Source organism: Candidatus Cloacimonadota bacterium (assembly GCA_011372345.1).
GTDB lineage: Bacteria > Cloacimonadota > Cloacimonadia > Cloacimonadales > TCS61 > DRTC01.
In genome coordinates, this window is the sequence record DRTC01000455.1 from 1 (window position 1) to 3,833 (window position 3,833).

Here is a 3,833-nt window from a genome sequence, read left to right on the forward strand (position 1 = left end):
CTTATTTAGCAGTGATTGGATATATTTTTTTTTTGTTTCAATTTCACTGGAAGTTAACAGGACATCGTTTTCCAGTTCCCGGTATTCATTTGCAATTTCCAGGAATTCAGACGATCTCTCATCAAATTCGGAAACTGATAAAGCATCTTCGTTGTAAAGTTCTTTATACGCTTCATATTCAAGCTTTGCAGTATCATAAATATCTTTATAGATCAAGATTTGATTGCTCAAATCATCTTTTTTCAGTTCAAGTCTTTTCAGATCATCAGAATTTTCAGCAACATCCTCTTCTATCTGCGCCAGTTCCAGGATGAGATGATCCCCTCCGGAAGCTGAAATAATCAACTTTTCGAGTTGGTTTTTCTCGTTTATCAGATTCTCAATTTTCGCTGATAGGAATTCATTTTCCAGTTCAATCAGAAGCTGTCCTTGAGAGACTTGCTGGTTCAGCTCAACAGCTATTTTTTTCACTGTTCCGGAAGTTTTCGAAGAAACAAGAAGCTTTTCAGAACGAACTACTGCCGGTAGTTTTTGTGATTTGGAATTGATCAAATAGGAAACGATTCCGATAATAATGATCAAAACAACAGATGCCAGCATAATAAATGTTGCTGTGATGATTTTCTTGTCATTCATATTATTTCTCCGCAAAATAATTTATCAGGAATATCTCTTTATAAAGTTTCATTTGGGAAATTTCAAAGTCAAGTTCTGCTTTTTTATATTTGAATTCTTCTTTTTTATAAGCAATTTCAGGATTTTTGCCCAGCAAAGAAGGTTTGGCTTCATACTTTTTCTTTATTCTCTCAAATTTGATTTTTTGTAATTCAAAAATTTTTTCCTGCCAGGAAAAGTCTTTTAAAGCCGTTATAAAATCATTGATCAGTTTATTTTCAAATTGCTGTAATTCTTTTTCAGCTTCAGCAAATTTCGTTAAAACTCCCCGTTCCAGAGATTTGATGAGATGATATTTCCCGGAAGTATTTCCCCAGAAGTTGAAAGGAACAGACAATTCCACTTCTGCTTCCGGATAAAGTTCTTTGAAATCTCTTTCCCGCAACTTAAATTCTTCATCTTCCATAATTTCCCAATCCTGAAAAATATTTTTTTTCTGGTAAGATAATGACAGATTTATTTCAGGTAAGTAGAAGTAATAATATTTTCTTCTGAGCGATGATAGAATCTTTTTCTGCATGCTGTTCAAAGCAGAAAGTGATGCGGAAATTTTTTCTTTGAATGCAGTTGTGTCTGCTTTATTATCTCCGATTTGAGAAAAAAGCTCCAATTTCTCATAAAATTCTACATTAAGGTTTTTATATGTTTTGTTAAATTGGGAAATTACTTCTTTTTGCTGGGAAATTTCTTTTTCTATTTTTTTGATCTCTGCAAGATTTTCGATCAAATCGTCAGGTTCGATCACATTATTCTCGAAAAGTCTCTCCAGTATCATGTTTTCTTTATATTGAAGTTTTAATTTTTCATGAGAAATTTCCAATACCAGATCTGCTCTTTTCCATTCCAGAAAATCAGAAAAAATATCAGCTGATCTTTCGATTCTGAAAATATCTAATTCAAATTTTCCCAGAGTGATGTCCAGTTTTGCATTCAAGAGATCATAAACACTGTCAAAATCCTTCTCAAAAAAAGTTCTATTCAATTCGATCCACCAGCGTTCTCCTTCTTCCTTGATATCGGAATGCTCCAATTTTTGATCTTCATTCTGTTTTTCCGTCTGGTCTCTGGTCAATTCATTAGAAGTTTTGCGATATGCAAAATTAATGTCGAACCAATTGATTGATCTTTCTATCTTATCTCTGGCAATTAAAGTCTTTAACCGATTTTCCTTTTTTTGAAGATCAAGGTCATTTTGCAGAATATTTTCCAAAAAGGAAGTAAGATCATTTTCATTGGAAAAAAGCGGATTGAGAAATACAAGCAGGAAAAGAAGGATATTAAATATTTTTATCATTTTCAAAGGAATGCTCAACGATCTGCTTTTTATTCTTTTTGGATTTTTTTACAATAAGGTAGATCATGGCAAGCGTAAAACAAATGAAAATCGTTCCGATGACAGCAGTATAATACTGGCTCAAACCACAAGCCATTCCAAGAATAATTGCATAAAAAACTTTGATCGTGTTCGTCGGTTCTTTGAGGACTGTTCTGTATCTGATCAAACTTAATGCTCCGGCAAGTCCAAAAGCCCTGACCAGGTTATCGGCAACAACGATCCAGATCAAAGCTCCACCGAGAGTCAGCAGGATTATCGTATATTGCATGCTTTTCATTTCGGATTTCATCTGTTTATCTTTCTTCTTTCCGGTGTAGGTAAATCGGTAAACATAAGAATAGATCAATCCGAGGACAAGAGCCAATGTCAGATTCAGAATTATCTGCAAAGGAGATTGGGATACTCCTCCGGAAGTACTGTTTTTTATAACTTGAAATAATTCTTCCATTTAACCTCTTTTAGAACTCACCCTCAATCCCTCTCTTGAAAAGAGAGGGAAGATTCAGTTTCCCTTTACTACTAAATGCTTATAAATGAGATAAGAAACGGGATTAAGGGAATATATTCTTCATTTTTCTAAATTTAATGTCTCTTGCTTGAATCATGAGAATTTTCCTCTCCTTTTAGGAGAGGATCAAGGTGAGGTATTCATCTTAAATAATTGCTTTTTTCAAAAGGATCAGGGATTTTTCAATGTTTTTAGGTACGATCTTGGTTTCCGCATAATTAGTATAAAAATTATAGATACCTCTTGCCGGGAAATATACGGAATTAATTCCAGTTGCATATTTGGAAAATCTTTTTTGGGGCAGCAGAGATAATTTATTTTCCAGATTCTGATACCAGGAAGGAGCATCTTTTTTTAATTTTGATTCAAAAACAATAGCATTAAGAGTTTTCTGTTTGGAAGGTTCAGGATATGGTCTGTGAGCGATATTTTTATCGACAGTGATACGGATATTTTTTTGTTTGTTCTGGAAAGCAGCCCGTTCATAAGTTGTGATCAACTTCGGTTTTAAATCATTGAGTTTGATGAGTTTCTTCATTAGTTTATAGGTCTTCTTTAATCCTTTCGTATTTTCGTTCAGTTTCTTGATCTCATCAAAAATATCTTCCCCTTCGACAAAAGGTGTGATCAGGTTTCTGGGAAATAGAAATCTTTTTTTAAAACAGACGGAACGATATTTTACTTTTAATTCTGCCCAGAAATCATCTTCATTAAATGTACCGTTGTAACCGTAATTACGAAACCTGATCTTAAAACGGAAGCGTCGTTTACTCAAATATTCCTGAAAGATCGTGAATTTCTCATCTTCCATATAAATCGTTTTAATATTGGTGTAAGGAGCGTTCTCATTAAAAATATCCAGAGGAATATACCTGACAAGTGTTTTCAGAATATCATCAAATGTATATTCAAGGACAACGAATTTGTTCTCTACTCTCTTAAATGCTGTAGTTTTCTTGCTCATATTTCCTCGATTGACTTTATTTTTTTCATCGACCTTAAATTTGAATCGATTAATTTATTGTCAATAAAAAAGGTTTTTTTGTAAAACAAAGCTCCTGCTTTGTGGATCTTTTTTTCTTCATCATTCAACAATCGACAATCCATATTCGTTATTCAGATTTTTTCGTCTCTTTGACATTATATTCAAAATATATTTCTCAACTCCTATGAAACCACTTTCTAACTTCCCATAATGGATTCTGCAACTAGTGAAAAAGTCATTGCGAGGTATCTTACAAAGGAATTCTTGCGAAGCAATCTACTCCTCTAACTTAATGTGAAGCAAGAGATTGCTTCGTTTGTAACAGCAAG

Annotated in this window: 4 protein-coding genes; all 4 read right to left on the bottom strand. The window is 33.4% G+C overall.

From position 1 onward, the window contains the following. Positions 1-636 (bottom strand): biotin/lipoyl-binding protein (locus ENL20_08875; GenBank protein HHE38669.1); only part of this gene is annotated, 636 nt, incomplete at its 3' end. Position 637: 1 nt separating this feature from the next. Then, the gene (locus ENL20_08880) at positions 638-1,969 is read right to left on the bottom strand and encodes a hypothetical protein (GenBank protein ID HHE38670.1); all 1,332 of its coding nucleotides are present in this window, start codon (positions 1,967-1,969) and stop codon (positions 638-640) included. Further along, complete coding sequence (locus tag ENL20_08885; GenBank protein ID HHE38671.1) at positions 1,953-2,459, bottom strand: DUF4956 domain-containing protein; 507 nt, start codon at positions 2,457-2,459, stop codon at positions 1,953-1,955. Before ENL20_08885 ends, ENL20_08880 begins: the two co-directional genes overlap by 17 nt. A 205-nt stretch (positions 2,460-2,664) precedes the next feature. After that, positions 2,665-3,483 carry a VTC domain-containing protein gene (locus tag ENL20_08890; GenBank protein HHE38672.1) on the bottom strand — a complete coding sequence of 273 codons (819 nt, stop codon included), beginning with the start codon at positions 3,481-3,483 and terminating at the stop codon, positions 2,665-2,667. Between the last annotated feature and the right edge of the window lie 350 nt (positions 3,484-3,833).